This is a genomic window from Streptomyces sp. NBC_01525 (assembly GCF_045040405.1).
Lineage (GTDB): Bacteria > Actinomycetota > Actinomycetes > Streptomycetales > Streptomycetaceae > Streptomyces > Streptomyces benahoarensis.
This window is the reverse complement of record NZ_CP109397.1, coordinates 5,351,612-5,378,456: the sequence shown is the minus strand read 5'-3', so window position 1 is coordinate 5,378,456 and position 26,845 is coordinate 5,351,612. Positions and strand designations below refer to the sequence as shown.

Below are 26,845 nucleotides of genomic sequence, written 5' to 3'. Positions count from 1 at the left end.
CCCGGCGTACGCCCGCGCTCGCCGCCGCGTATCCGGAATCCGTATCCCACTTCGCTCGGTGGCCGTCGCCTCACCGACCGCGCACACCACCCTTCCGGGGCGCCGCGAGGCCCCGCGGATGCGGGCGGCACCGGCGTTGACGCTTAAGCTCGTCCCCGGGCGGCGCCGTACGCGGTGCGGCCCGTTGTTGCCCGGAAAGCGGAGAGAGAAGAGTGAGCAGGGTGTTCGTGCGGGTCGGCGGAGTGACCAGGACTGCGGGGTAGGTGGACGTGCACATCGTCATCATGGGGTGCGGGCGGGTCGGTTCCGCGCTCGCCCAGACCCTGGAGAGCCAGGGCCACACCATCGCCGTCGTCGACCAGGACCCGACCGCGTTCCGCCGCCTCGGCTCGTCGTTCGGCGGCCGCCGGGTGACCGGCGTCGGCTTCGACCAGGACACGCTGCGCGAGGCCGGGATCGAGGAGGCGGGCGCGTTCGCCGCGGTCTCCAGCGGCGACAACTCCAACATCATCGCCGCCCGGGTGGCCCGCGAGATGTTCGGCGTCGAGAACGTCGCGGCCCGGATCTACGACCCGCGCCGCGCCGAGGTCTACCAGCGCCTGGGCATCCCCACCGTCGCCACGGTCCGCTGGACCGCCGACCAGATGCTGCGGCGGCTGCTGCCGTCGGGCGCCGAACCGCTGTGGCGCGATCCGAGCGGCGGCGTGCAGCTCGCCGAGGTGCACACCTCCCCGTCCTGGGTCGGCCACAAGATCAGCAAGCTCCAGGAGGAGACCGGCGTCCGCGTCGCCTTCCTCACCCGGCTGGGCGAGGCGATGCTGCCGACCTCCCAGACCGTGCTGCAGGAAGGCGATCTGGTGCACGTCATGATGCGCACCAACGACGTCGAAACCGTCGAGGCGGCATTCGCCGAAGGTCCCGAGGAGGCCCACGCATGAGGGTCGCGATTGCCGGAGCCGGCGCGGTGGGCCGTTCCATCGCGGGTGAGCTGCTGGAGAACGGTCACGAGATCCTGCTCATCGACAAGGCGCCCACCGCCATCTCCGTCGAGCGGGTGCCGCTCGCCGAATGGCTGCTGGCCGACGCCTGCGAGATCACCTCGCTCGACGAGGCGGCGCTGCAGCGCTGCAACGTCGTCATCGCGGCGACCGGCGACGACAAGGTCAACCTCGTCGTGTCGCTGCTCGCCAAGACCGAGTACGGCGTGCCGCGGGTGGTCGCCCGGGTCAACAACCCGAAGAACGAGTGGCTGTTCAACGAGGCGTGGGGCGTGGACGTCGCCGTCTCCACGCCGCGCCTGATGTCCGCCCTCGTCGAGGAGGCGGTGAGCGTCGGCGACCTCGTACGGCTGCTGCGCTTCAGCCACGGCGACGCCAACCTCGTCGAGCTGACGCTGCCCCCGGAGGCGGCGCTGGCCGGCACCCGGGTCGGGGACGTCGACTGGCCGGAGGACACCTCGCTGGTCACCATCATCCGCGGCACCCGCGTCCTGACGCCCAACAAGGAGGACGCGCTGGAGGCGGGCGACGAGCTGCTGTTCGTTGCGGCGCAGTCGCGCGAGGAGCAGCTGGAGGACCTGCTGTCGGTCCGCCGCAAGGACGCGTAGCCGACGCGCATACGGCGAAGGGCCCGGGAACCGTGGTGGTTCCCGGGCCCTTCGGGCGTTCCGGGCGGCGCGCCGGTCGGGTCAGCGGCGGTGGCGCGGACCGTCCGACGGGACCTGCCGCCCCGTGGCCGCGCGCTCGGCCTTCGCCGCCTTCTCGGCTTCCTCGGCCGCCTCCATCTCCGCGAACACATCGATGGGCGGCGGCGCCTTCACCAGGAAAACCCAGGTCAGATAGACCGCCAGCAGGAACGGCGGAATCTTCAGCGCGATCAGCACCCAGCCCAGCTGCGTCGTGTCCGCCCACCAGTACAGCGGGAAGAGGATCGCGCACTTGGCGAAGAGGATCAGCCCCCACGCCCAGCTGGCCTTGGCGTACGCGGCCTTACGGCCGGGGTTGCGGGTGCGCCAGGAGAGGTTCTCCTTGAACACCGGTCCCAGGATCAGCCCGATCAGCGGCACCCCCGCCACCGTCGTGATCATGTACGCCAGCGCCAAGCCGAGGGTGTAGATCATGCCCGGCAGATAGAAGTCCTTGGCGTTGCCGGTCATCATCGCGAAGACGACACCGAACGCGACGCCGAAGACGCCGCCGAAGGCGTGCTTGAGGGTGTCCTTGCGCACCAGCCGCACCACGGCCAGCACCAGCGACACCGCCAGCGCCGCGATCGCCGAGGACTTCAGGTCCTTGTTGACCGTGAAGATCGCGACGAACAGCAGGCCCGGCAGCACGGTCTCCACCATGCCCCGCACCCCGCCGAACGCCTCGAACAGCGCCGCCTCGGTGACGGCCCTGCTGTCCCCCTCCGGGCCCGGCCCTCCGGCGGGGCCCTGCGGCGCGCCCGGCGCCCGGCCGTCGGGCGGCTCGGCGGCGTGCTCCGCGGCGGGCGGGTGGTGGGGGGATGCGTCAGTGGTCGGTCGGTCGGTCGACGTCACCGGCTACTCCTGTCCGAGCGGTCGGAGTTCGTACTTCGGATTGAAGAGCACCCGGCGTCCGTGGCTCATCGAGACACGGCCCGAGGCGATGAGCTTGCGGCCCGGCTCTATGCCGACGATGGAGCGGCGGCCCAGCCACACCACGTCGAGGGCGGCCGAGCCGTCGAACAGCTCCGCCTCCAGCGCGGGCACCCCGGCGCGCGGCCGCAGCGTCACATGCCGCAACGTGCCGGTGACCTTGACGATCTGCCGGTCGTCGCAGTCGGATATCCGGGTGCAGCCCGTCGCCTGTGTGTCCTCCCGCAGCTCGGCGGACTGCAGCTCCTCCTCGGAGGACGACAGCCTGTCGAGCATCCGGCGGAACCGGCCGGCCGGCTTCTCGGATCGGGTCCCAGCACTCATGAACCCAGCGTACCGGTGCCCACCGACACCGCTCACAGCATGCGCGCGGCCGGGCCCGGGGCGCGCGGTACGGACCGCGCCCGCCCGGCACGGGGCGACGTGCACGGGGCGCGCCCGCCCGCGGCTACGGCTACGGCTACGGCTACGGCTACGGCTACGGCTACGGCTACGGCTACGGCTACGGCTACGGCTACGGCTACGGCTCGAAGCGGTACCCCATGCCCGGTTCCGTGACGAAGTGCCGCGGATGCGACGGGTCCGCCTCCAGCTTGCGACGCAGCTGCGCCATGTAGACCCGCAGGTAGTTGGTCTCCTTGCCGTACGACGGCCCCCAGACCTCCTGCAGCAGCTGCTTCTGGCTCACCAGCCGGCCCGCGTTGCGCACCAGTACCTCCAGCAGATGCCACTCCGTGGGCGTCAGCCGGATGTCCCGGCCCCCGCGGTTGACCTTCTTCGCCGCGAGATCGACGGTGAAGCCCGGCGTCTCGACGACCACCTCCGCCTCCGCGGACCCCGTCGGCTCCGCCCGGCGCACCGCGGCCCGCAGCCGCGCCAGCAGCTCGTCCATCCCGAACGGCTTGGTGACGTAGTCGTCGGCGCCCGCGTCCAGCGCCTCGACCTTCTCGTCCGATGTCTGCCGGGCGGACAGCACCAGAATCGGCACCCGCGTCCAGCCCCGCAGCCCCTTGATCACCTCGACGCCGTCCATGTCCGGCAGGCCCAGGTCCAGCACCACGACATCGGGATGGCGGGCCGCGGCCAGCTTGAGGGCCGTGGCCCCGTCGGGGGCCGCGTCGACCTCGTACTTGCGCGCCTTCAGGTTGATCACGAGGGCCCGCACGATCTGCGGCTCGTCATCGACCACGAGCACCCGGTTCACTGACGTTCTCCTCGCGATGTCGGGACCCCGGGCACCCGGCCCGGGGAACGGAAGGGGGTCCGGGCGGCGACCGCGCCGACCGGACCGTACGGGACGGGGACGGCGCCCGCGGCGCCGCCAAAGCCCGCGGGCCGCTCGCCCGCCCCGCTCATGTGAAGGCCCCGGCCGTCGAAGACCGCGGCCCGGCGGAGGGCGGCCGGCCCTCCGCCGCCCGCAGCGTGAGCACCATCGTCATCCCGCCGCCCGGGGTGTCCTCCGCGGCGAGTGTGCCGCCCATCGCCTCGGTGAAGCCCCGCGCCACGGCCAGCCCCAGCCCCACGCCCGCACCACGCGGCGCGTCGCCGTACCGCTGGAACGGCTCGAAGATCCGGTCCTTCGCCTCGTCCGGCACGCCCGGCCCCCGGTCGACGATCCGCAGCTCCACCCGGTCGCCCAGCGCACTCGCCGCCACCAGCGCCTGCGACCCCTGCGGGCTGTACTTCACGGCGTTCTCCACCAGATTGGCGACCGCCCGCTCCAACAGCCCCGGATCGACCGCGACGATCGGCAGCGCCTCCGGGATGTCCAGCGTCACGCTGCCGTCCGGCACGCCGCCCAGCGCCATCGGCACCACCTCGTCCAGATCGATCTCCCGGATCAGCGGGGTGACGGTGCCGGTCTGCAGCCGCGACATGTCCAGCAGGTTGCCCACCAGGTGATCCAGCCGGTCGGCGCCCGCCTCGATACCCGCCAGCAGCTCCGCCTCGTCCTCCGGCGACCAGGCCACGTCGTCGGAGCGCAGCGACGTCACCGACGCCTTGATCCCGGCCAGCGGGGTCCGCAGATCGTGACTGACCGCCGCCAGCAGCGCCGTCCGGATGCGGTTGCCCTCCGCCAGCTCCCGGGCCTGCGCCGCCTCCCCCACCAGCCGCTGCCGGTCCAGGACGACGGCGGCCTGCGCGGCGAACGCCGCCAGCACCCGTCGGTCCTCGGCCGGCAGCACCCGGCCGCTCAGCGCCAGCGCCATGTGGTCACCGACCGGCATGTCGACATCCGCGTCCTCCGGGCGGCGCAGCGGCACACCCTTCGCCGGTTCGCCGACCTGCCCCGCGCACGTCCACGGGTCGACGTCGCTGTGCCGCTCCAGCAGCGCCACCGCGTCCATCCCGAACGTCTCCCGTACCCGCTCCAACAGCGCGTCCAGGCTGGTCTCACCGCGCAGCACACTGCCCGCCAGGAACGACAGGATCTCCGACTCGGCCCGCAGCCGCGCCGCCTGCTGGGTGCGCCGCGCCGCCAGATCCACCACCGACGCCACCGACACGGCCACCGCGAAGAAGATCGCGATGGCGACGATGTTCTGCGGATCGCTGACCGTCAGGGTGTGCGTCGGTGGCGTGAAGTAGAAGTTCAGCAGCAGCGACCCGACCGCCGCCGACGCCAGCGCCGGGAGCCGCCCGCCCAGCAGCGCCGCCAGCACCGTCAGGAAGAGGAACAGCAGCACGTCGTTGGCAAGCCCCGGTCCGTCGTTGGCGAGCCCCGGCCCGTCGTCCACGCGGTACAGCAGCAGCGACAGCAGCATCGGCGCCACCACCCCGACCAGCCACCCGGCCACGATCCGCGCCCGCCCCAGCCGCGCCCCACGCGCCACCGGCAGCCCGCGGCCCTTCGCGACCTCGTCGTGCGTGACGATGTGGACATCGAGGTCAGGACCCGACTCCCGGGCGACCGTCGCCCCCACCCCCGGCCCGAACACGTACTGCCAGCTCTTGCGGCGGCTGGAGCCCAGCACGATCTGCGTGGCGTTCACCCCCCGCGCGAACTCCAGCAGCGCCGCCGGGATGTCGTCCCCGATGACGTGGTGGAACGTCCCCCCGAGGTCCTCCACCAGCGTGCGCTGCACGGCCAGTTCCTTCGGCGACGCGGACGTCAGCCCATCGCTGCGCGCGATGTAGACGGCGAGCACCTCGCTGCCCGACCCCTTGGCCGCCATCCGCGCGGCGCGGCGGATCAGCGTACGGCCCTCGGGGCCGCCGGTGAGTCCGACGACGATCCGCTCCCGCGCCTGCCACGTACTCCGGATGGAGTGCTCTGCGCGGTACTGCTGCAGATACTCGTCCACCCGGTCGGCGACCCACAGCAGCGCCAGTTCGCGCAGCGCCGTCAGGTTGCCGGGGCGGAAGTAGTTCGACAGTGCGGCATCGACCTTGTCCGGCTGATAGATGTTGCCGTGCGCCATGCGGCGACGCAGCGCCTGTGGCGACATGTCGACAAGCTCCAGCTGCCCTGCACGCCGCACCACTTCGTCCGGAACGGTCTCCTGCTGCCGGACGCCGGTTATCGACTCGACGACATCCCCGAGTGACTCCAGATGCTGGATGTTGACGGTCGAGATCACCTCGATACCGGCTTCGAGCAGCTCCTCGATGTCCTGCCAGCGCTTCTCGTTGCGCGAACCGGGCACGTTGGTATGGGCCATCTCGTCGACCAGCGCGACCGCGGGACGCCGCGCGAGCACCGCATCGACGTCCATCTCGGTGAAGGTGGCGCCGCGGTACTCCATCTCGCGCCGCGCCACCTGCTCCAGGCCGTGCAGCATCACCTCGGTACGCGGCCGACCGTGCGGCTCGACGAACGCGACGACGACATCCGTACCGCGCTCCACACGCCGGTGCGCCTCGGACAACATCGCGTAGGTCTTGCCGACGCCCGGCGCCGCACCGAGGTATATCCGTAGCTTGCCGCGTGCCATGGCCCCATTGTCTTACGTCAAGCCCGCCCCCACCGGGCTGAGCCTGCTCCCGACAGTACCCATCACCCACCACCCGGCGACCCCCGAGAACGGACCGGAGCACCGGTTTTGACGGGACCCTGATGGCTGGGGCGGGCGTGTCGGGGTGACGGGGCCGGGGCGGACACGGTCCAACGGGCAGGACGGGGCCGAGGGCGCCGCGGAGCTACCTCCCTGGAGAAACGACACCGCACAGCAATCGGGTGGGGAGGACGGCATTGGGGAGGACGGCATACGGCATGAACGAAGCAGCAGCCGGAACGGTCCACCGGGATGGGAGCCTGGCACCGGGACAAGAGCCCGGTCAGGCGCAGGGCCGGGAGCCCGGTCGGACACGGGGCTCGGCGCTCCCGCCCTCTCCCGGGGCGAACCGGAACCGCGGGCCAGCCAGGCCCCCAGGCGACGAGCCGAAACCGAGGGACGGCTCCGCACCGTGCGACGAGCCGGTACCGGGGAACGAATCCGCACCGTGCGATGAACCCGTACCGGAGGCCAGCCCCGCCCCGGACGAAGACGACAGCCTCTACGTCCTACCGGTATCCGCACCCCTCGACCTCGACGCATCCCTGACCTGCGACGGGCACGAGGGCGACGCGTGGTGATCTAGGTGGTCTCGTTTGGATCATCGGGCGGACCAGAGGAAGATGCCTGCGATGTGGAGTCCGGCCAGGTAGATGGTGGCGGTCTTCTCGTAGCGGGTGGCGATGCCTCGCCACTGCTTCAGGCGGTTGGTGCACCGCTCGACGGTGTTGCGCTGCCTGTATGCCTCCCGGTCGAAGGTCGGTGGCCGGCCGCCCTGGCTGCCCCGTCGCAGCCGGTGTCCGTGCTGGTCAGCGGGGACGGGGATCACTGCCCGGATGCCGCGCTTGCGCAGGTACTCGCGGATCGCGCGGGAAGAGTACGCCTTGTCCGCCAGGACCACGTCCGGTCTGGTGCGTGGCCGTCCTCGGCGGCGGGGAACCCGCAGACGGGCCATGACATCGGTGAAGGCAGGTGCGTCGCCGGCCTGGCCTGCGGTCAGACGAACGCCAGAGGCCGGCAGCGGTCGTCGGCAGCAAGGTGGATCTTTGTGGTCAGTCCGCCCCGGGACCGGCCGATGGCATGGTCATCCGGTTCGCCGGCCGGGGCCCCTTTGCGGGCCCCGGCCGCGTGCTGGTGAGCCCGCACGATCGTGGAGTCCACCGAGACTGCCCAGTTGAGGTCTTCCTCCGCGTCGGCCTGGGCCATCAGCGCGGTGAATACCCGCTCCCAGGTCCCGTCGACGGCCCACATCCGCAGCCGGTTGTAGACCCCTCGCCAGTTGCCGTACTTCTCCGGCAGATGGACCCACTGGGTACCGGTCTGGAACTTGTGGGCGATCGCGTCGATCACCTCACGATGGTCCCGCCAGCGGCCACCCCGCTTCGGCGTCCGGTCCGGGAGTAAGGGCTCAATCCGCACCCACTGCGCATCAGTCAACGGCACACCCAGGCCAACGACCCACTGATCCAAACGAAACTGCCTAGGGGCCGGGGCTGTTGAGCGCGGGGGAGGTTCCGCCCTCCTGGATCACCCCGTCGCTCAGCTCAAGCACGCGATCCGCCAGACCAACGAGGTGCGGGTCATGGGTCGCGACCAGCGCCGTGACACCCTCACTGCGTACTACGGCGCGCAGCAGCTCCATCACCTCTCTCCCGGTCTCGGCGTCCAACTGTCCGGTGGGTTCGTCCGCGATGAGGAGAGACGGCTGGTTGGCGAGCGCCCGGGCGATGGCGACGCGCTGCTGTTGTCCGCCGGAGAGCTCACCAGGACGCTGCTTCATGTGGTCGGCGAGCCCGACGAGGGACAACAGCAACGCCACCCGCTCGTCGCGCTCCCGCGACGGCATGCGGCGCAGGCGCAGCGGAACTCCGACGTTCTCCGCGGCGCTGAGGATCGGTATCAGCCCGAACGTCTGGAAGACGAAGCCGATTCGGTCACGCCGCATCTCCAGCAGCCCGTTTTCGTCGAGGTCGGCCAGGGCCGTCCCGTCCACGGTGACCTGCCCCGAGTCAGGGGTGTCGAGCCCGCCGATCAGGTTGAGGAGCGTGGTCTTCCCCGAACCGGATCGGCCACGCAGGGCGACGAGTTCACCCCGCGGCACTTCGCAGGACACCCCGCGCAGCGCATGCACCGCCCCCGCGCCCCGGCCGTAACTCCGGTGCAGATCCCGCACCACGACCATGGGCCGATGCGACACCTCGAACGCGACCCCCGCTCTACCGACCGCCATCGCCGCACTCCTCGACCTCGTGCCGCTACGCCACGCAAAGCCCTTGCGGAACTTCCCTCCGCCGCCTTCGCCGTCCCGCGCTCTGCCACCGCTCCCGACCACCGTGCCCACTCCCCCGTTCCCCGCCGCGCACTTCCCGCGCGTACGCCATCAGCCCGTGCACCAATCCGGGCCTTTCCCACCAGGCCCCGGCGTCCGCCCGGTACCGCACCACAGGCCGACAGCGGCTCACATCACGCGGCGGCACCCACCGATGGCGTCAGTATGCGTAGGGCCCGGCCGACCGGGCAACGCCTGTGGACAACTCACGCATCAGCCGGAATCAGGCACCCGAGCAACCCCACCCGCCCGCACCGAGAAGGGCAGGCCCCACGCGCCCTCCCCGTCTTAGCCTTGCCCTTGACACCGTGTGAGGCCATGTACTGAGGGACGTCGTGTTCACCATCGGAGACTTCGCCCGGCACGGCCGCGTGTCCGTCCGCGTGCTGCGCCATGACGACGCACTCGGACTGCTGCGACCCGCACATGTCGACCCCGTCAACGGCTGCCGCTTCTACGAGGCGGCCCCACTCATCCGCCTCAACCGCGTCCTCGCCCTGAAAACCCTCGGGTTCCCCCTCCAACAGGCCCAGGAAATCCTCGACGAGGCAGTGGACCCCGAGCAGTTGCGCGGAATGCTGCGGCTACGGCAGGCAGAGCCGGAGGCAGCCATGGCGGCGGCGGCGGCACGGCTGGTGCGCGTCGAGACGAGGCTCCGGTCGATCGCAAGCGAAGGACACATGAGCACCGACGACGTAGTCGTCTAGCGCACTCCGCCGGTACGTGTCACCGAACTCAACGCCACGCCCGACAGTTTCGCCCCACTCCGTCCTGCTTGCCGCACCGCGCCCCCACCACGTCAACGCACCGCCCCGAAACTCACCCCACCCCGCAAGCCACACTCACCCCGAACACACGGATGCCCGTGGCCGCACCCTCTCGGGTACGTCCACGGGCATCCATCTCTCCTCGCTCGACCGAGCCAACCGCACGACGGGGATGGGCACGGGCGGCGAATCGCCCGCCCCGCCCCCCCGCGGTCAGCGGATCTCGGTGATCTCCGGCCCGCGCTCCAGGCGCTCCACCCCGCCGCCGAAGCGGGAGCCTTCGGCCGGCTCCTGCTGTACGCCGTCGGGCACCATCTGGGCGTCGTCCGGCAGCTTCAGGACGATCGGGTCACGCGGCGCCATCGGGGCGTCACCGCGGATGACGACGGTGTCCCGGAAGATGTGCTCCAGCACGCTGGCGGCCTCCGGCTGCACCGCGCCCTGACCGGAGATGACACCGCGCAGGAACCATCGCGGACCGTCGACGCCGACGAAGCGCACGACCTGCACACCGTTGGTGCCGTCGGGCAGCTGCACGGGGACCTGGGCGCGCAGTTCCCAGCCGAGGGGGCCCTCGACCTCGTCGATGACACCGCCCTGCTGCGTGATGCCGGAGGCGATCTCTTCGCGGACCTCGCCCCAGATGCCTTCGTTCCTGGGTGCGGCGAACGCCTGCACCTGCACGGCGCTGTCCTGGAGGACGACGGTCGCGGCGACGATCGCGTCACCCGCGACCTCCACCCGCAGCTCCATGCCGTCGACGCCGGGGACGAAGAGTCCTCCCAGGTCTACGCGGCCCTCGCCGGGGTTCTTGACCTCCGACACGTCCCAGGGTCCGTCGGGACGGGGCGCGGGCGGCAGGGCGACCCTCTCCTCCCTCGCGTCCGCGTCGGTTTCGCTCACCGCGGCCTCGTCGGCGAGTTCCGTGTCCTCCGCCGGCTCGTGCGCGCTCTCGTTCTTCTTGCGACGTCCGAACACGTCACTGTCCTTCCCGGTCGGCACCGACCGATGCGTATTCATTCCCGCCCGTGGAGCCGCCCACCGCCGCGTGACCGCCGGTGGACCCGAATCCCCCCTCGGCCCGCGCCGAGCCGGGAAGTTCCGCCACCTCGTGGAAGCGCACCTTCTCGACCTGCTGGACGACCAATTGGGCGATCCGGTCGAACCTCTCGAACCGCACGCTCTCGCGCGGATCCAGATTGACCACGATCACCTTGATCTCTCCACGGTACCCGGCATCGACCGTCCCAGGGGCATTCACCAGCGCCAGTCCGCACCGGGCGGCCAGGCCGGACCGGGGGTGCACAAAGGCGGCGTACCCGTCGGGCAGGGCGAGGGAGATGCCGGTGGGCAGCACGGCGCGCTCCCCCGGGGCGAGGTCGGCGGCCTCGGTGGTCACCAGGTCGAGGCCCGCGTCGCCGGGGTGCCCGTACGAGGGGACGGGCACCTCGGGGTCGAGGCGGCGCAGCAGCACGTCGACCGGGTTGCGTCGTTCGCTCACGGGTTCACCTCGAAGGCGCGGGCGCGCCTGGTCTGGTCCGGGTCCTCCATGGCGGCCCGGATCTCCTCGCTGCGGCCGTTGTCGATGAAGTGGTCGACCTTGACCTCGATGAAAACGGCGTCGGCGCGTACGGCGACGGGGCCGTCGGGGGCGCCTATGCGGCCGACGGCGGTGGAGTAGATCTTGCGACCGTGAACGGCGGTGACATGTGCGTCGAGATGCAGGACGGTGCCCAGAGGGACGGGGCGCAGGAAGTCGCTCTCCAGTCGGCCGGTGACCGCGATCACACGCAGCAGCCAGTTCAGCGAGCCCAGGGTCTCGTCGAGCGCGGTGGCCAGCACGCCGCCATGGGCCAGGCCGGGAGCACCCTGGTGGGCCTCCTTGACGGTGAACTCGGCGCGTACGCTCACGCCGTCACCGGCGCGGGCCTCCAGGTGGAGGCCGTGCTGCTGGCCTTCGCCGCAGCCGAAGCAGCGGTCGTAATGGGCGCCGAGGAGTTCGCCGGGGGCCGGGGCGTCGGGGTGCCGGACCGGGGCGACGGCGCCTTCGGGGGGCGTCAGCCGCGTCCTGGGTTCGTCAGTTCCACTCACGAGTGCAGACCCTACCCGCGCGCGCCGAGGGCCCGCGCCGCCGTGCCAAGCTTGTGCCATGCAGTCGTACGAAGAACGTCTCACGGCGCCCCGTTCCTGGTGGCTTGTCGCCGTGCTGGTCGGTGTGGCCTGTGCCTTGATGCTGCTCCCCGTGGGGACGCTGCCGATGCTCGGCGGGCTGATCGGCGGGTGCGCGCTGTCGGCCGTGGTGGTGAGCGCATACGGGTCGGCGCGGATCCGGGTGGTCGGTGACGCGCTGATCGCGGGGGACGCGAAGATCCCGGTGGCGGCGCTGGGTGACGCGCAGGTGCTGGACGCCGAGGAAACGGTGGCCTGGCGGACGTACAAGGCCGATGCGCGGGCGTTCATGATGCTGCGCAGTTACATCCGGACCGCGGTGCGGGTGGAGATCGTCGATCCGTCGGATCCGACGCCGTACGCATATCTGTCGACGCGGGATCCGGAGCGCCTGGTGGCGGCGCTGGCGGCTGCACGCGCCTGACCGGCGGCCGGGAGGTTACGCGGTTTCCTGCGGCCCGGGCAGTGGGCCGGGGGCCGCGACGTCGGGGAGGGCGCCCCAGGGGACCTGGCGGGTGCGCAGGTCCTTGCGGAGGGTGTCGGCGAGCTTGCCCGTCTCGCGGCGGTTGAGGAACGCGCCGACCGCGGCGCCGACCATGAACGGGGTGAGGTTGGGCAGATTGCGCAGGGTGCGCTTCATGATCTGCTGGCGCAGCTCGCGTTTCATCTGGCCGCCGAGCGCGAGGTTGAGCGTGGCGGGCCGGACGACGTCGATGCCGCGTTCCTCGGTCCAGGAGGTCAGGTAGGCGAAGCCGCGCTGCCCGGTGGTGCCCTGGGGGCGCAGGCCGTAGACCTCGTGGAGTTCGGCGATGAGCTTGATCTCGATCGAGGCCACGCCGACGACTTCGGCGGCCAGCTCGGTCGGCATCGCCGGTGGTACGGGCAGCATGGCTGCCGCCCCGACACCGGCGCCGACGGCCGCGGTGGCCCTGGTGGCACCCGCGACGAGCTTGTCGGCGAGCTCCTCGGGGGTCAGGCCGGGGAACTGGGTGCGCAGGGCCGCGAGGTCGCGGACGGGGATCCGCGGGGCGATGGCGATGAGCCGGTCGGCGAGTGCGACGAGCTGGGCCCGCACGCTGCCGCCGCCGCGTACGGCGCCTTTGCCGATCGTGGCGGCGAGCGAGGCCACACGGCCTCGCTCCTGCGGTGAGCCGGCCGTCCGCTCCGTGGGGAGGGCGGTGGGGTCGGCGGGCACGGGCGCGTGTTCTCCGCGTGATCGTGCGCCGGCCGCCGGGCCTTTCCCGCCCTTGAGGCCCTTACGGAACGGGTTCACGCCTGCCACGGCGCCGACCGGTCTCAGGCCGCGCAGTCGCGACAGATCGGGTTGCCGTTCTTGTCCTCCGCCGCGAGCTGGCTGCGGTGGTGGACCAGGAAGCAGCTCATGCACGTGAACTCGTCCTGCTGCTTGGGCAGGACCCGTACGGCGAGCTCCTCGTTGGACAGGTCGGCGCCGGGGAGTTCCAGGCCCTCGGCCTGCTCAAACTCGTCGACGTCGACCGCCGAGGCGGACTTGTCGTTCCGCCGCGACTTCAGTTCCTCGATGCTGTCCTCGTTGAGGTCGTCATCGGTCTTGCGTGGGGTGTCGTAATCCGTAGCCATGTCGCTCTCCCCCTCTGGGTGTCTGCGGTGTCTCAGCGCTCGTAACGCGTGAGAGGCCGGACTTGTGCCCGACCTGAGGCGGAGATTTTGCCTCACATCAAGGTCTGTTACTCAATCGACACCCAACCGCACCCGGAAGGGGTGATCGGTTTGGATGGCGAACTGGACCGTACACGGTCCGAATGCCGCATCGCGCGGATGCCAACCCGTGTACTTCCCGTGATCAGGGCTCCGAGAAACCCGGATTTTCCCGGCTTTTCGCCGGGTGTTTCGATCACGGAGGGTGGAGGGGCGGAATGCAACCGCTGTGAGCGATCACACATGGAAAGGGCGGCGGGCAGGCCGTCCGAATTCCGCGCAAAGCGAACTCGGCGAAGGATGACCGCCCGGCCCCCGTTCCGTCAAACCGCGCATCGTCCCCATGGCGCTGTACGGCCGCCCAGCGGGCGTTCGCACACGCATACGTCCGTTGACGTACGAAAGCCTCTGTCCGCGCCCCAGCGGGCCGCACAGCGCGCCCACGCCGCCCCGCCGGCCGCTCGGGGCGACGGCCGACTCAGAGCGGGAGCACCACGCGCATCGTGAGGCCACCGCCTTCGCGCGGCTCCGCCGTGATGGTGCCGTCGTGGGCGCGAGCCACCGAACGCACGATGGACAGCCCCAGGCCGACGCCCTTGTCGCTGCCGGTCCGCTCGGTGCGCAGCCGCCGGAACGGCTCGAAGAGGTTCTCCACCTCGTAGGCGGGGACCACCGGGCCCGTATTGGAGACGACCAGCACCGCGCAGCCCGGTTGCGGCTCAGTGGTGACCTCCACCCAGCCACCCTCGGGGACGTTGTAGCGCACGGCGTTCTGGACGAGGTTGAGCGCGATCCGCTCCAGAAGGACGCCGTTGCCCTGGACGAACACCTGACGGCGCGCCCCGCGGAACTCGATGCCCTTCTCCTGCGCCTCGCCGCGGGCCTGGTCGACAGCCTGGGAGGCGACCTCGGCCAGGTCGACCGGCTTTTTGTCGACAATCTTGTTCTCGCTGCGGGCGAGCAGCAGCAGTCCCTCGACGAGCTGCTCACTGCGTTCGTTGGTGGCCAGCAGCGTCTTGCCCAGCTGGGTCAGCTCCGGTGACGCGTCCGGGTCGGCGAGCTGCACCTCCAGAAGGGTGCGGTTGATCGCCAGAGGGGTGCGCAGCTCGTGCGAGGCATTGGCGACAAAGCGCCTTTGTGACTCGAAGGCCCGGTCAAGGCGGTCAAGCATCTCGTCGAAGGTGTCCGCCAGCTCCTTCAGCTCGTCGTCGGGCCCGCCCAGCTCGATCCGGCGGTGCAGATCGGAGCCGGCCACCCGCTGCGCGGTGCGGGTGATCCGCCCCAGGGGCGACAGGACCCGCCCCGCCATGGCGTACCCGAAGGCGAACGCGACGACCGTCAGGCCGAGCAGCGCCAGCAGCGAGCGGTTGAGGAGGGTGTTGAGGGCGAAGGCACGCTGGTGCTGGATGCACTCGCCGACCGCGCGGTTGAGCTGATCGACGTCGGCGACCGACGACAGGCCGCTGCAGGTGCTGCTGGAGATCCGCAGACTCTGCGCGTCGATGATCTTGAACGGCAGCTGGTTCCCGGCGCCCAGGGCATCGGCCGCGAGGATGTAGATGATCGTCAGCAGCACGATTCCGGCCATCAGGAACATACCGCCGTACAGCAGCGTGAGCCGTATCCGGATGGTCGGGCGCAGCCAGGGGAAGGGCCGGACGTTGACCGGCTTCGGATCCCAGGTCGGCTTGGGCGGGGTGGGGGGTGGCGTGGGGGTCGCCTTGGAGAAGGAAGGCATGTGTTCAGATCCGGTATCCCGAACCGGGGACGGTGACGATCACGGCGGGCTCACCCAGCTTGCGGCGCAGCGTCATGACCGTGACGCGGACGACGTTGGTGAACGGGTCGGTGTTCTCGTCCCACGCCTTCTCCAGCAGCTGCTCGGCCGAGACCACCGTTCCCTCGCTGCGCATCAGCACCTCCAGGACCGCGAACTCCTTAGGCGCGAGCTGCACCTCCCGGCCGTCCCGGAAGACCTCGCGGCGATTGGGGTCGAGTTTGATACCGGCGCGCTCCAGAACGGGCGGCAGGGCGACGGTCGTACGGCGCCCCAGGGCGCGCACCCGGGCGGTCAGCTCGGTGAAGGCGAACGGCTTGGGAAGGTAGTCGTCGGCGCCGATCTCCAAGCCCTCCACCCGGTCGCTGACGTCCCCGGAGGCGGTGAGCATCAGGACACGGGTGGCGATGCCCAGCTCCACGATGCGGCGGCAGACGTCGTCGCCGTGCACGAGCGGCAGGTCACGGTCGAGGACCACGACGTCGTAGTCGTTCAGCTCGATCCTCTCCAGGGCTGCTGCGCCGTCGTAGACCACGTCGACGGCCATGGCCTCCCGGCGCAGTCCGGTGGCCACCGCATCGGCGAGCAGTTGCTCGTCCTCGACGACGAGAACACGCACGTCGCAAATCCTTCCGCAAAGCCCCGCAGGCAGGGCACATCAATGTCTCAGAGCCCTTCCATCCTGCCCCGAAGAGCCATAAACCGGCGGTAAGGGGGGCTCGGGGAGCGCGCAGGCCCCGATTCGCCGGATTCGCGGACGGGTTGAGGTTTCCCTGAGGTGGCGCGGGGGGAGGACGACTGCACACCCGCGATCACGCCCCGGCAGGCGTCTCTTGACGACCCTCCGCAGGGATCACGCCGTGATCGACCCACCCGTCGGCACACCAGTGCCAACCCGGACCCACGACGAGGGGGCGCACCATGGACGCGTTCACCGCAGGCATTCTGCAGCGCATACGGAACACCGAAGCCGTTCTGGACCGGGCTCGTGCGTCGGGCGACGACTACCTCGTCGACGTCGAGCAGGCAGAGCTTGAGGACCTGCAGCGCCTGGCCAGCGAGTACGGAGTGGAGGTCGGCGCGGTCCGCGCCTGACGTCCACCGCACGCCGCCGCGCCCCGGTCACCGCACAGGTGCCGGGGCGCAGTCGTGGCGTGACGCCGTCAGTCGTGCCAGGCGCCCAGATCCTCCAGCAGCGGCTGCAGCACGCCGAACACCTCGGGCGACGCGGCGACGGTCAGCTCGTGGGAAGCGGGCTCGCCGGGGCGGCCGCCGGTGAGCGCCCCGGCCTCGCGGGCGATGAGCACCCCGGCCGCCAGGTCCCAGGGGTTCAGGCCGCGCTCGTAATAGCCGTCGAGGCGGCCGCACGCCACATCACACAGGTCGATGGCGGCCGATCCCCCACGCCGGATGTCGCGGACCCGCGGCACCAGCGTGCGCACCACCTCGGCCTGCGCGGCACGACGCTCGGCGAGATAGCCGAAGCCCGTACCGATCAGGGCCTGGGAGAGCGGGGGCGCGGGCCGGTGGCTCACGCGCTCCCCGTTGTTGAATGCGCCACCCCCCAGAACCGCGTGACAGGTCTCACCGCGCATCGGAGCGGCCACCACGCCGACGACGGTCTCGCCGTCCTTCTCCGCGGCGATGGACACGGCCCAGGAAGGCAGTCCGTAGAGGTAGTTGACGGTCCCGTCCACGGGGTCAATGACCCAGCGCACCCCGCTGGTGCCGACGATGCTGGCGCCTTCCTCGCCGAGAAACCCGTCGTGCGGCCGGTGCTCGGCGAGAAAGCCGGTGATCAGCTTCTCGGAGGCGATGTCCATCTCGGTGACGACATCGATGGGGCTGGTCTTCGTGGCGGCCACACCGAGGTCGGCGGGACGACCGTCACGCAGCAGCCGGCCGGCCCGGTCGGCGGCCTCAAGGGCCAGCTGGAGAAGTTCGTCGTGCAGCGGGTCGGACACGGGGCTCCTTGCTCGGTCGAGCGGCGGGCGGAAGGCAGCTGGCGGCGTGCGCGCCTTGTGGGGCGGGCCGCCGCGCTAGGGGGCGACGGGGGCGGTCCAGTCGGCGCCGGCGGCCGCCGGACGAGGCGCGCGGGCCGGGCAGCAGCCGACGGGGCACAGGTCGTGCGAGGCACCCAGCGCTCCCAGGGCGCAGCGCCGGGGGTCCAGGCCGCGTTCGGTGGCGGCGCGCTCCAGGAGGAGGTCACGTACGGAGGCGGCGAAGCGGGGGTCGGCCCCGACGGTCGCCGACCGGGCGACGGGCAGACCCAGCTCCGCGGCCTTGGCGGTGGCCTCGGTGTCGAGGTCGTACTTGACCTCCATGTGGTCGGAGACGAACCCGATGGGGGCCATCACGACGGCCGGAACGCCCTGCCGATGCTGTTCCTCCAAGTGATCGCAGATGTCGGGCTCCAGCCACGGGATGTGGGGGGCGCCGCTGCGTGACTGGTAGACGAGGCGCCAGGGGTGATCGACGCCGGTCTCCTCGCGCACCGCGTCGGCGATCACCCGGGCCACGTCCAGGTGCTGGGCGACGTACGCGCCGCCCGCCCCGTCGGTGGTGTGGTCGGCCGGGGTGCCCGAGGTGTCGGCGGCGGCGGCGGGGATGGAGTGGGTGGTGAACGCGAGGTGCGCGCCGTCGCGGACGTCCTCCGGGAGCGCCGCGAGGGAGGCGAGCACGCCGTCGACCATCGGGCGGACGAACCCGGGGTGGTTGAAGTAGTGCCGGAGCTTGTCGACCTGCGGGACGGCCAGCCCTTCGGCCTTCAGGGTGGCCAGCGCGTCGGCGAGGTTCTCGCGGTACTGGCGGCAGCCCGAGTACGAGGCGTACGCGCTGGTGGCGAGGGTCGCGATACGGCGATGACCGTCGCGCACCATGGCGCGCAGGGTGTCCGTCAGATAGGGCGCCCAGTTGCGGTTGCCCCAGTAGACGGGGAGGTCCAGGCCGTGGTCGGCGAAGTCCTTGCGGAGCGCGTCCAGCAGGCTGCGGTTCTGGGCGTTGATGGGGCTGACGCCGCCGAACAGGAAGTAGTGCTGCCCCACCTCCTTGAGACGCTCGCGGGGGATGCCGCGGCCGCGGGTGACGTTCTCCAGGAACGGGACGACGTCGTCGGGGCCCTCGGGGCCGCCGAAGGAGAGCAGCAGCAGGGCGTCGTAAGGACGGGGATCGCACTGTTCGGGCATGTCTCGATCCTCCCACCCCCCTTCGCCACGACGCGACGGGGCAGGCCCCGGCAGCCCCGTGTGCGCAGCACGGTGCCGCGCGCCCCATGGGCCCACGGGTGACGGCATCGGTCCGTCCCTCTGAGGCAGCTGTCACAGCGACGCGCCCTGGGGACGTCGCCCAGTCCCCAGGGGGAGGGCGGCAACGGGGGCGCAGCGGGCCGCGCGGGTCGAGGCGAACGGGCCGGAAATGCGGAGGCGGCCGCTCCTCCGTCCCCCGTAAGCTGTATCGGCCACAGACATCCCTTACCGATCTTCGGTCCTCACCCGGCGGAGCACCCTCGTTGCCCAGTCCCTACCGCGCCATATTCGGCCCGCCCGGCACCAAGTCCTTCTCCGCCGCCGGACTCCTGGGGCGGATGCCGCTGTCGATGCTGGGCATCGGCGTGGTGACCATGGTTTCGCAGCTGACCGGCCGCTACGGCCTCGCCGGGGCACTGTCGGCGACACTCGCGCTGTCCGCGGCGCTCATGGGGCCGCAGATCTCCCGACTGGTGGACCGCTACGGGCAACGCCGGGTGCTGCGCCCGGCGACGCTGGTGTCGGTGACCGCCGTCGCCGGTCTGCTGCTCAGCGCGCAGCAGCGCTGGGCCGACTGGACGCTGTTCGTGTTCGCGGCGTGCGCGGGGTGCGTGCCGAGCGTCGGCTCGATGGTGCGGGCACGGTGGGCGGCGCTCTACCGGGGTTCGCCGCGCGAGCTGCACACCGCGTACTCGTGGGAGTCCATCGTCGACGAGTGCTGCTTCATCTTCGGCCCCATCCTGTCGATCGGGCTGTGCACGGCATGGTTCCCGGAGTCGGGTCCGCTACTGGCGGCCGTCTTCCTGGTGGCGGGAGTGTTCTGGCTGACGGCGCAGCGCGCCACGGAGCCGGTGCCGCATCCGCGCGTCGAGCACGCCGCGGGGTCGGCCTTGCGGGCGCCGGGGCTGCGGGTGCTGGTGGTGACGTTCGTGTCGACGGGCGCGATCTTCGGCTCGATCGACGTGGTGACTGTCGCCTTCGCCGAGGCGGACGGCCACAAGGGGGCGGCCAGCCTCGTACTGGCCGTCTACGCGCTGGGTTCCTGCCTGGCGGGCGCCGTGTTCGGGCTGTTGCACCTGAAGGGGCACGCGTCCCGCCGGTGGGTGGTGGGTGTGTGCGTCATGGCAGTGAGCATGGTGCCGCTGCAACTGGCGGGAACGCTGCCGCTGCTGGCCGTCGCCCTGTTCGTCGCGGGGCTGTCGGTCGCGCCCACGATGGTGACGACGATGGCGCTGGTCGAGGAGCACGTCCCCCGGGAGAAGCTGACCGAGGGCATGACGTGGACGAGCACCGGCCTCGCGGTAGGTGTCGCACTCGGCTCCTCCGCCGCCGGCTGGGTGGTGGACGCCGCGGGCGCGGGGCGCGGCTATCTCGTCCCGTGCGCGGCCGGTCTCCTCGGCGCCGTGGTGGCCCTGCTCGGATACCGCCGCCTCCGCCCCGGGGCCACGGCCGCTGGGCCTGCCGGGGTTGTGCAGCAGGGCGGACCGACGGGCAGCGAGGCGCAGGCCGATGGGGAGCGGGTGCTGTAGGTGGGGTGGTCGGTTCGGGGGCGTGTCGCGAGGAGGTGGTGACTGCGCGAACGGGCGGGATGACTGGTGACTGTCACACTCACGTAAGTCGCTTTGTCGATAGTGCCGCACGGCGACCTGGCCAGTGCACGACATCCACCCGATGGCTCGCCGGAACGACGCGCCGTGCGCATGCCTACTGGGGCGCGACAGCGACAGCGACAGCGACAGCGACAGCGACAGCGACAGCGACAGCGACAGCGACAGCGACAGCGACAGCGACAGCGACAGCGACAAAAGCCAACACCCAACAGCCCTCGGACGATGTCGACAATCCCTCGGCGCAGTGACCGTGACCGCACGCTTACGGAGACACCCCTGGGCGCGCCAGCTTGCGCTGACACGTAGCCACCACCACGTCAAGTTCCCCCTCGTACGACCCCGTACGACCAACGCGCCACTCCAACGAAGCGCAAGGTGATACGACGTGCCCGAGAGGCGGCGACTTCCACTCACTCCCGCCTCGTGTGATTCCCATCACCTCCCCTGAACTGGCCAGTAACGGCTGGCATCATGCGCTCAACTCAGACCGACGGCAGCCCTGTCAGGGGCCGCCCGCGCAGGGAGGGGACGTCACCATGGCAGTCAGCGACGCCGTCGGCGGCTCGGGAGGACGCGGCAGCGGAGGGCCATGGCGGAACTGGGCGGGGAACGTCTCCGCCCGGCCCGCTCGCACCGTGGCCCCGGCGAGTACCCAGGAGTTGGTGGCCGCTGTCCGGTCCGCCGCCGAGGACGGGCTGACCGTCAAGGTCGTCGGCACTGGCCATTCCTTCACCTCGGTCGCCGCCACCGACGGGCTGCTGATACGCCCGGAACGTCTGTGCGGGGTACGCGACATCGACCGGGACGCCGGGGCGGTCACGGTGGCGGCCGGTACCCCTCTGCATCACCTGAACCGCACGCTGGCCGCGCACGGACTGTCGCTGACCAACATGGGCGACATCATGGAACAGACCGTCTCCGGGGCGACCGCCACCGGAACACACGGCACCGGCCGCGAGTCCGCCTCCCTCGCCACGCAGATCACCGCCCTGGAACTGGTCACCGCCGACGGGTCGGTGCTGCGCTGCTCGGCCGAGCAGAACGCGGATGTCTTCGCCGCGGCCCGGCTCGGCCTGGGGGCGCTCGGCGTCGTCACCGAGCTGACGTTCGCGGTGGAGCCGGAGTTCCTGCTGACCGCCCGCGAGGAACCCATGCCGTTCGACGAGGTGACCGACCGGTTCGAGGAGCTGGCCACCGAGAACGAACACTTCGAGTTCTACTGGTTCCCGCACACCGGCAACTGCAATACGAAGCGGAACAACCGCAGCCAGGGACCGGCCACACCTCCCGGGAAGGTCAGCGGCTGGATCGAGGACGAGTTGCTGTCCAACGGCGTGTTTCAAGCTGCCTGCGCCATCGGCCGGGCCGTCCCGGCGACCGTCCCGGCCGTCGCCAAGCTCGCCAGCCGCGCCCTGTCGGCGCGGACGTACACCGACATCCCCTACAAGGTGTTCACCTCGCCTCGCCGGGTGCGGTTCGTGGAGATGGAGTACGCGCTGCCCCGTGCCGCCGCCATCGGTGCACTGCATGAGCTGAAGGCTCTCGTGGACCGGTCGGACTTCAAGGTGTCGTTCCCGGTGGAGGTGCGGTGCGCACCGTCCGACAACATCGCTTTGTCGACTGCCTCCGGTCGCGACACCGTGTACATCGCGGTGCACATGTACCGGGGCACGTCGCACGGTGCGTACTTCGCGGCCACCGAGCGGATCATGACGGCGCACGGTGGCCGTCCGCACTGGGGCAAGCTGCACACCCGGGACGCGGAGTATCTGTCGGGCGTCTATCCGCGGTTCGGTGAGTTCACCGCAGTGCGTGACCGGCTCGACCCGGGGCGGCTGTTCGGCAACGCCTATCTGCGGCGGGTACTGGGCGAGTGACGACGCGGCTGTGGCCGGCACCCCGGGGAGGGGTGCCGGCCACAGCCGCGTCGGGTGGAAGCCGTCAGGACGGGTTCGGGTCGGGCTCCTGGGCGGCGGTCTTCCCTCCGGTGTCCTGGCCACCGGTGCCCGCGTCGCCGGTGGTGCCGTTCTTGCCCCCGGCCGGCCCCGTGGGCTCGGGCGTGGTCGGCTCGGACGAGGGGGTGGCACCGTCGGACGGTGTGGGCGCGGGGGTGGTCGCGGACGATTCACCGTTCACACCGCCCCCCGGGGTCGGCGTGCTGCCGCCGTCCGGACCGGTGGTGGGGTCCGGGGCGCCGGTGGGGGTGCCGTTGTCGCGCGTGCCATGGGAGTGATCCGGACGGGGCGACGCCGGGGCGTCGTCGGGAGCCGTGTCACGTTGACTGCCACCGGTGTGGGTGAGGCGGCCGAGCGTGGTGCCGGAGCTGCCGCTCGGGGTCTCCCCCGTGATCAGCTCGACGCCGGTGACCGCCCCCATGGCGAGCACGAAGATGCCGACCGCACCGAGGACCGGCCGACGCCAGCCGCGCAGCCGGGTCCCGTACGTAGCGGTGACGGTCTCGTCACCGGGGAACCGCGCCGTCTCCGCACCGTCGGCGGGCCCGCCGTACGGGGGGGCCGCGCCCAGGGCGACAGTGTGCTCGTCGAGACGCGGCACCAACTGTGTACGGTCCGTGGCGCCCGCCGGGCGCCCCGCGCGCAGGGCACGGGTCGCGTCGTCGGACGGCATGTCCGCTCCGGGGCGGAGCAGGCGGGTCGCCGCGTCACCCCCCGTGGGTGGCTGTACGTCCGCCCGGGGCAGCAATTGGGTGCGGGTGTTGTCCACCGGGACGGCGGGTTTCGCGGCGACCGCCGTGACCACGTCCGGCGCCCCGTCCCGGCCGAAGGTCGGCAGCACCATGGTGGCCGCGGCATCCGGGCCGCCCTTCCGGGTGGTACGGGAGTCACGGGGCCGGGGACGGGTGACGATCGTCGCCTCCTTGATCTGCTCCCCGGTACGCCGGAACAGATGCTGGAAGACCGAGCCTCCGGTGGTGGCCACGACACTGACCACACCGGCACCGATGATCGTTCCGTAGACGCCGAGCTGACCCGCGAGGAAAGCGGCGACGGCCGCCGCGAGAGCACTGCCCGCGACCTGAGGAACGCTCAGATCGATCCGTTTCTCCTTACCCTTCAAGTCGGTTTTGGTTTCTTCGTCCATCTCCAGCCCTTGATCAGCATTTCGATCCACCTTGCACACCAAAGATACTTTTGCGTGAAGGGAATAGTTCCGGACCTGGCGATTCTGTGAACCTTGCCACCTGCCGTTGTGGTAGAGAGATCGACAAGGTGACTCAACTCCGTTGTCGCACCACAACTTCAGCAGAGCGGCGGTGCACTTCAGTGGCCCGAATGGAGTACTGTGGCGAGCCCTGGCCCCGGGATCCCGTCCTGCTGCCCGGACTCACGGGGAGAGGGGCCCAACAGGTGGCACCCGCCCTGGAGCGCCGCCGCTCGGCACGGGTGATCGGTCCCAGGGCAGGCGATACGGACACTGGCGTTGCGAACAGGTAACCGTCTCGCTTCGGCGTTTACGGACTCCAGTCCGATCCGCCGGGCAACTCGACAATGTTGTGGCAGGCTGCACCCCGGGCAGGCCACACTCGACCAGCGGAAGCAGCGACGCACGTGACGTCGGCAGGCACCACCCGGGAGGTCCCCATGCCCGAACTGCGTGTCGTGGCCGTCTCCAACGACGGCACACGGCTGGTGCTCAAAGCTGCGGACAGCACCGAGTACACACTGCCGATCGACGAGCGGCTGCGCGCCGCGGTCCGCAACGACCGCGCACGCCTGGGCCAGATCGAGATCGAGGTCGAGAGCCACCTGCGGCCGCGGGACATCCAGGCGCGGATAAGAGCGGGTGCGTCCGCCGAGGAGGTCGCCCAGCTCGCCGGGATCCCCGTCGAACGCGTCCGCCGCTTCGAAGGGCCGGTGCTCGCCGAGCGTGCCTTCATGGCCGAGCGGGCCCGTAAGACGCCCGTGCGGCGCCCCGGGGAGAGTGCGGGGCCGCAGCTCGGTGAGGCGGTGGCCGAGCGGCTGTCGCTGCGCGGTGCCGACAAGGACAGCGTGCAGTGGGACTCCTGGCGCCGCGACGACGGCACCTGGGAGGTGCTGCTGGTCTACCGCGTCGCCGGTGAGCCGTTCTCCGCGGCGTGGACGTACGACCCGCCCCGGCGGCTCGTACAGGCCGTCGGCGAGGAGGCGCGGGCGCTGATCGGCGAGGCCGACGACACCCCCGAGCCCAGCTTCCCGTTCGTCCCGCGGATCGCACGGCTGCCGCGTGACCGGCCGCTGGACCGTGCCCTGGACCGGCAGACGCCGGACCGTACGGAGCGTGCGGAGCGCGTCGCCCCCGTCGAGGAGGAGGCCGAAGCGCAGGTCGCCGAGGAGGCCACCGGTGAGCGGGAGCGGGATTCGCTGACCAGCCTGCTGGAGGCGGTGCCGAGTTTCCGTGGCGACATGGTCGTACCGGACAGCATCACGACGCCGGTCGACGAGCCGATGGACGACGAGGTCGAGGAACCGGCCGCACCGGCAGCCAGCGCGGGCGCCGGGTCCGCGTACGCCGATGTGCTGATGCCGCGCGCGGTCGCCGGGCACCGTGACCGACTGACCGGGACCACCGACCGGCAGGCCGAGGCCGACGGTGTCCGCCCCGGGCGCCGTGCCGCCGTGCCGAGCTGGGACGAGATCGTCTTCGGCACCCGGCGCAAGAAGCAGGAGTAGCGCCACCGCGCACAGCGATCCGCCCGCCCCGTACGGTACGGGGCGGGCGGATCGCTGTGCGGCGGCTCAGCCGGGCTGTGCGCCGGTGGCGACGGGGCGGGACGGGTCGGCGGTCCAGCCGCTCCACGAACCGATGTACAGCGCGGCCGGGACGCCCGCGAGGGTCAGCGCCAGCACCTCCTGGGCGCCTGAGACGCCCGAACCGCAGTAGACACCGACCTCCGCGTCGCCCTTGGCGCCCAGCGCCGCGAACCGGTCGGCCAGCGCGGCGGCCGGGCGGAAGGTGTGGTCCTCGGTGACGTTCTCCGTCGTCGGGGCGGAGACGGCGCCGGGGATGTGACCGCCGACGCGGTCGACGGAGGCGGCCTCGCCCCGGTAACGCTCGGCAGACCGGGCGTCCAGCAGGACACCGCGGCGAGCCAGGGCGGCCGCCTCGTCCGCCGTCAGCTGCGGCAGTCCGCCGGGCTCGGGCGTGAAGTCGCCCTCCCGCGGCTGCGGAATCTCCGTCGTCACGGCCCCGCCGGACGCCGTCCAGGCCGCCAGCCCGCCGTCCAGCACCCGCACCTCGCGGTGCCCGGCCCAGCGCAGCAGCCACCAGGCCCGCGCGGCGGCCCAGCCCAGCCCGGCGTCATAGGCGACGACGGGGCGGTCGCCCCGTACCCCGGCGCGGCGCATGGCGGCGGTGAAGACGGCGACGTCCGGCAGGGGGTGGCGGCCCTCGTCACCGGCCGGGCCGGCGAGGTCGGCGTCGAGGTCGATGAAGACGGCGCCGGGCAGGTGTCCCGCCTCGTAGTCGGGGCGGCCGTGCGGTCCCTGGAGCTGCCAGCGGACGTCCAGGAGGACGGGCGGGTGGGCGCCCGCCGACTCGCTCGCGAGTTCGGTAGCGGTGAGGATGTCATTCATGGCACTCATCCTTGCGTAGGGACGGCTACGTACGGAAGGCGGACGCACACCCTCCGTATGACGGAGGGGGCGCGGCCCGCTCCGGCCACGGTATCGGGGTAACACCCCCGAAAACGGGCGTTCTCCGGGACGAAACCGCCGGTCACGGCGCGGCCGGAGGCTGTCACGGGGTGCCTGGTGCGAGCATCTTGCCTCGGGTCCCGCGCCCGTCCCATGGCCGCCACCGCGATGGTCCGAGGAGTGAGTGACGATGACGACCGAGGCAGCGACCCGGCGGATGTCCGGTGCGCCCTGCTGGGTGAGCCTGCTGACGCACCGCCTGGCCGCGACGCAGGAGTTCTACGGTGCGCTGTTCGACTGGGAGTTCCGTCCGGGGCCGCAGCACCTGGGGCCGTACTGCCGCGCCGTCCTGGACGGGCGGGAGGTGGCCGGGCTCGGGGAGCCCGCGGCCGACCGCCTCCTGCCCGTGGCTTGGACCACCTATCTGGCCTGCGACGACGCGGACGCGACCGCGGAGCGGATCCGGTACTGCGGCGGGACGGTGGGCGTGGGGCCGCTGGACGCCGACGACGCCGGGCGGATGGCCCTCGCCTGCGACCCGCAGGGCGCGGTCTTCGGGATCTGGCAGGGCCGCGCGACGACCGGCACCGCGACCGCCGGAGAACCGGGCACCCCGGTGTGGAACGAGCTGATCACCCGCGAGACCCACTCCGCCGGACCGTTCTACGAGCACGTCTTCGGCTACGAGCCCAAGGCGGTCGTCTCGGCCGACTTCGACTATCTGACGCTGTATCTCAAGGGCCGCCCGGTGGCCGGTCTCCACGGGGTGGGCAACGCGTTGCCGCGTGAGGCGGGCCCGCGGTGGATGACGTACTTCGCCGTGTCGGACACCGACGCCGCGGTCCGGCGGGTCGAGGGGCTCGGCGGCCAGGTGGTGCGGCCGCCACGCGACTCGCCCCATGGGCGGCTGGCCACGGTGGCCGACCCCGGGGGCGCCGCTTTCACCGTCATCCGGCCCGCGCCCGGCGGGACGGGGGTGGATGTGTAACGGGTGATCCGTCGCGCTGCGGTCGCGGCGGAGGCTCC

At 71.6% G+C, this 26,845-nt stretch carries 25 protein-coding genes and 1 pseudogene; 9 read left to right on the top strand and 17 right to left on the bottom strand.

Features of this window, described 5'->3' with window-relative positions; genetic code table 11:
• Nucleotides 1-269 precede the first annotated feature (269 nt).
• Together OG422_RS24030 and OG422_RS24025 are read left to right on the top strand one after the other, a co-directional pair.
• Nucleotides 270-938: a TrkA family potassium uptake protein gene (locus OG422_RS24030; RefSeq protein WP_143943971.1), complete on the top strand. Its 669-nt coding sequence runs from the start codon at nucleotides 270-272 to the stop codon at nucleotides 936-938.
• On the top strand, nucleotides 935-1,606 hold the full coding sequence (locus OG422_RS24025) for a TrkA family potassium uptake protein (protein ID WP_030285300.1): 672 nt from the start codon (nucleotides 935-937) through the stop codon (nucleotides 1,604-1,606). The genes OG422_RS24030 and OG422_RS24025 overlap by 4 nt, the downstream gene beginning before the upstream one ends.
• Before the next feature lie 81 nt (nucleotides 1,607-1,687).
• Here OG422_RS24025 and OG422_RS24020 read toward each other — a convergent pair whose 3' ends face one another.
• From OG422_RS24020 to OG422_RS23995, 6 genes are all read right to left on the bottom strand, one after another.
• Nucleotides 1,688-2,539, bottom strand: a complete 852-nt coding sequence (locus OG422_RS24020; RefSeq protein ID WP_405745409.1) for a DUF3159 domain-containing protein — start codon at nucleotides 2,537-2,539, stop codon at nucleotides 1,688-1,690.
• Nucleotides 2,540-2,542: 3 nt separating this feature from the next.
• Nucleotides 2,543-2,941 (bottom strand): OB-fold nucleic acid binding domain-containing protein, encoded by a 399-nt coding sequence (locus OG422_RS24015; RefSeq protein ID WP_078654088.1) that lies wholly within the window; start codon nucleotides 2,939-2,941, stop codon nucleotides 2,543-2,545.
• A gap of 196 nt (nucleotides 2,942-3,137) precedes the next feature.
• On the bottom strand, nucleotides 3,138-3,821 hold the full coding sequence (locus OG422_RS24010; RefSeq protein ID WP_143943969.1) for a response regulator: 684 nt from the start codon (nucleotides 3,819-3,821) through the stop codon (nucleotides 3,138-3,140).
• 148 nt (nucleotides 3,822-3,969) lie between these two features.
• On the bottom strand, nucleotides 3,970-6,552 hold the full coding sequence (locus OG422_RS24005) for an ATP-binding protein (RefSeq protein WP_405745405.1): 2,583 nt from the start codon (nucleotides 6,550-6,552) through the stop codon (nucleotides 3,970-3,972).
• Between the two features lie 661 nt (nucleotides 6,553-7,213).
• Nucleotides 7,214-8,061 (bottom strand): IS5 family transposase gene (locus OG422_RS24000; RefSeq protein ID WP_405747965.1). Its coding sequence is split into 2 segments (ribosomal slippage): nucleotides 7,214-7,614 and nucleotides 7,614-8,061, totalling 849 coding nucleotides; the frame shifts between segments, so codons are not numbered across the junction.
• A 31-nt stretch (nucleotides 8,062-8,092) separates the two neighbouring features.
• On the bottom strand, nucleotides 8,093-8,842 hold the full coding sequence (locus OG422_RS23995) for an ABC transporter ATP-binding protein (RefSeq protein WP_405745403.1): 750 nt from the start codon (nucleotides 8,840-8,842) through the stop codon (nucleotides 8,093-8,095).
• A gap of 434 nt (nucleotides 8,843-9,276) precedes the next feature.
• Here OG422_RS23995 and OG422_RS23990 point away from each other — a divergent pair.
• Nucleotides 9,277-9,645: pseudogene (locus OG422_RS23990) on the top strand (MerR family transcriptional regulator); the annotation flags it as partial.
• Nucleotides 9,646-9,921: 276 nt separating this feature from the next.
• Here OG422_RS23990 and OG422_RS23985 read toward each other — a convergent pair.
• From OG422_RS23985 to OG422_RS23975, 3 genes are read right to left on the bottom strand one after another with little or no spacing between them, the layout of a single operon-like run.
• The gene (locus tag OG422_RS23985) at nucleotides 9,922-10,686 is read right to left on the bottom strand and encodes a DUF3710 domain-containing protein (protein WP_143941509.1); all 765 of its coding nucleotides are present in this window, start codon (nucleotides 10,684-10,686) and stop codon (nucleotides 9,922-9,924) included.
• A 1-nt stretch (nucleotide 10,687) separates the two neighbouring features.
• Nucleotides 10,688-11,209: a dUTP diphosphatase gene (gene dut, locus OG422_RS23980; RefSeq protein WP_143941510.1), complete on the bottom strand. Its 522-nt coding sequence runs from the start codon at nucleotides 11,207-11,209 to the stop codon at nucleotides 10,688-10,690.
• Complete coding sequence (locus OG422_RS23975) at nucleotides 11,206-11,799, bottom strand: PaaI family thioesterase (protein ID WP_143941511.1); 594 nt, start codon at nucleotides 11,797-11,799, stop codon at nucleotides 11,206-11,208. The genes dut and OG422_RS23975 overlap by 4 nt, the downstream gene beginning before the upstream one ends.
• A gap of 58 nt (nucleotides 11,800-11,857) precedes the next feature.
• Between OG422_RS23975 and OG422_RS23970 the strand changes: the two genes are divergently transcribed.
• Nucleotides 11,858-12,301, top strand: a complete 444-nt coding sequence (locus OG422_RS23970) for a DUF3093 domain-containing protein (protein ID WP_143941512.1) — start codon at nucleotides 11,858-11,860, stop codon at nucleotides 12,299-12,301.
• Nucleotides 12,302-12,316: 15 nt separating this feature from the next.
• On the opposite strand, the gene OG422_RS23965 is transcribed toward OG422_RS23970, so the two are convergent.
• From OG422_RS23965 to OG422_RS23950, 4 genes are all read right to left on the bottom strand, one after another.
• Nucleotides 12,317-13,159, bottom strand: coding sequence for a hypothetical protein (locus tag OG422_RS23965; protein WP_405745399.1), 843 nt, complete (start codon nucleotides 13,157-13,159; stop codon nucleotides 12,317-12,319).
• A gap of 14 nt (nucleotides 13,160-13,173) precedes the next feature.
• Nucleotides 13,174-13,476, bottom strand: a complete 303-nt coding sequence (locus OG422_RS23960; RefSeq protein WP_016575747.1) for a DUF4193 domain-containing protein — start codon at nucleotides 13,474-13,476, stop codon at nucleotides 13,174-13,176.
• A gap of 556 nt (nucleotides 13,477-14,032) precedes the next feature.
• Nucleotides 14,033-15,292, bottom strand: coding sequence for a sensor histidine kinase (locus OG422_RS23955; protein ID WP_405745397.1), 1,260 nt, complete (start codon nucleotides 15,290-15,292; stop codon nucleotides 14,033-14,035).
• A 4-nt stretch (nucleotides 15,293-15,296) separates the two neighbouring features.
• Nucleotides 15,297-15,950, bottom strand: a complete 654-nt coding sequence (locus tag OG422_RS23950; RefSeq protein WP_143941515.1) for a response regulator transcription factor — start codon at nucleotides 15,948-15,950, stop codon at nucleotides 15,297-15,299.
• Nucleotides 15,951-16,252: 302 nt separating this feature from the next.
• Here OG422_RS23950 and OG422_RS23945 point away from each other — a divergent pair, with 302 nt between their 5' ends.
• Nucleotides 16,253-16,426: a hypothetical protein gene (locus OG422_RS23945; RefSeq protein ID WP_169750012.1), complete on the top strand. Its 174-nt coding sequence runs from the start codon at nucleotides 16,253-16,255 to the stop codon at nucleotides 16,424-16,426.
• Nucleotides 16,427-16,494: 68 nt separating this feature from the next.
• On the opposite strand, the gene OG422_RS23940 is transcribed toward OG422_RS23945, so the two are convergent.
• Complete coding sequence (locus OG422_RS23940; protein WP_405745394.1) at nucleotides 16,495-17,295, bottom strand: inositol monophosphatase family protein; 801 nt, start codon at nucleotides 17,293-17,295, stop codon at nucleotides 16,495-16,497.
• 75 nt (nucleotides 17,296-17,370) lie between these two features.
• A complete protein-coding gene (locus tag OG422_RS23935) occupies nucleotides 17,371-18,516 on the bottom strand; it encodes a ferrochelatase (RefSeq protein WP_143941517.1) in 1,146 nt (381 codons plus the stop codon).
• 323 nt (nucleotides 18,517-18,839) lie between these two features.
• Between OG422_RS23935 and OG422_RS23930 the strand changes: the two genes are divergently transcribed.
• On the top strand, nucleotides 18,840-20,105 hold the full coding sequence (locus tag OG422_RS23930; RefSeq protein ID WP_143941518.1) for an MFS transporter: 1,266 nt from the start codon (nucleotides 18,840-18,842) through the stop codon (nucleotides 20,103-20,105).
• A gap of 617 nt (nucleotides 20,106-20,722) precedes the next feature.
• Nucleotides 20,723-22,063 carry a D-arabinono-1,4-lactone oxidase gene (locus OG422_RS23925; protein WP_405745391.1) on the top strand — a complete coding sequence of 447 codons (1,341 nt, stop codon included), beginning with the start codon at nucleotides 20,723-20,725 and terminating at the stop codon, nucleotides 22,061-22,063.
• 64 nt (nucleotides 22,064-22,127) lie between these two features.
• Here OG422_RS23925 and OG422_RS23920 read toward each other — a convergent pair whose 3' ends face one another.
• A complete protein-coding gene (locus OG422_RS23920; protein WP_405745389.1) occupies nucleotides 22,128-23,288 on the bottom strand; it encodes a hypothetical protein in 1,161 nt (386 codons plus the stop codon).
• A 500-nt stretch (nucleotides 23,289-23,788) separates the two neighbouring features.
• Here OG422_RS23920 and sepH point away from each other — a divergent pair, with 500 nt between their 5' ends.
• Nucleotides 23,789-24,856, top strand: coding sequence for a septation protein SepH (gene sepH / locus OG422_RS23915; protein ID WP_405745386.1), 1,068 nt, complete (start codon nucleotides 23,789-23,791; stop codon nucleotides 24,854-24,856).
• Nucleotides 24,857-24,922: 66 nt separating this feature from the next.
• On the opposite strand, the gene OG422_RS23910 is transcribed toward sepH, so the two are convergent.
• Complete coding sequence (locus tag OG422_RS23910; protein WP_405745383.1) at nucleotides 24,923-25,759, bottom strand: sulfurtransferase; 837 nt, start codon at nucleotides 25,757-25,759, stop codon at nucleotides 24,923-24,925.
• A 250-nt stretch (nucleotides 25,760-26,009) separates the two neighbouring features.
• On the opposite strand from OG422_RS23910, the gene OG422_RS23905 reads away from it, so the two are divergent.
• Entirely contained in the window at nucleotides 26,010-26,807 is a 798-nt protein-coding gene (locus tag OG422_RS23905) for a VOC family protein (protein WP_405745380.1), read from the top strand.
• The last annotated feature ends 38 nt before the right edge of the window (nucleotides 26,808-26,845 follow it).